General features: G+C 75.5%; 1 pseudogene. It reads right to left on the reverse strand.

The annotated features are described in order from the left end of the window. Nucleotides 1-294 (reverse strand): annotated as a pseudogene (locus tag IE98_RS0141755) (hypothetical protein); the annotation flags it as partial.

The raw sequence follows: 294 nt of genomic DNA on the forward strand, positions 1-294 counted from the left end.
GACCTGTGCCCAGCCCTCCGGGACGCAGACGGTCAACAGGTCGGCCCCGCGGGCCTCGTCGCGGGTGCGCTCGAAGTGGTCGTCGCAGAGGTCCTCGGTGTCCCGCCCGACCGGTGGGCCGCCGAAGCCGGCGGCGGTCACGTCCGCGAGGTAGCGGCGGAACGGCTCGGTGAGCTGTTCCCAGGCGGTGGCGTCGGCGAAGCAGCCCATGGCCTCCTCCGCCGTGAACCCCGCGTCCGCGGCGTGCGGGCCCGACACGTCCTCGCCCACGCCGAGGGCGACCTCCCAGGAGAC

Source organism: Streptomyces sp. NRRL B-24484 (genome assembly GCF_000717715.1).
Taxonomy (GTDB): Bacteria; Actinomycetota; Actinomycetes; order Streptomycetales; family Streptomycetaceae; genus Kitasatospora.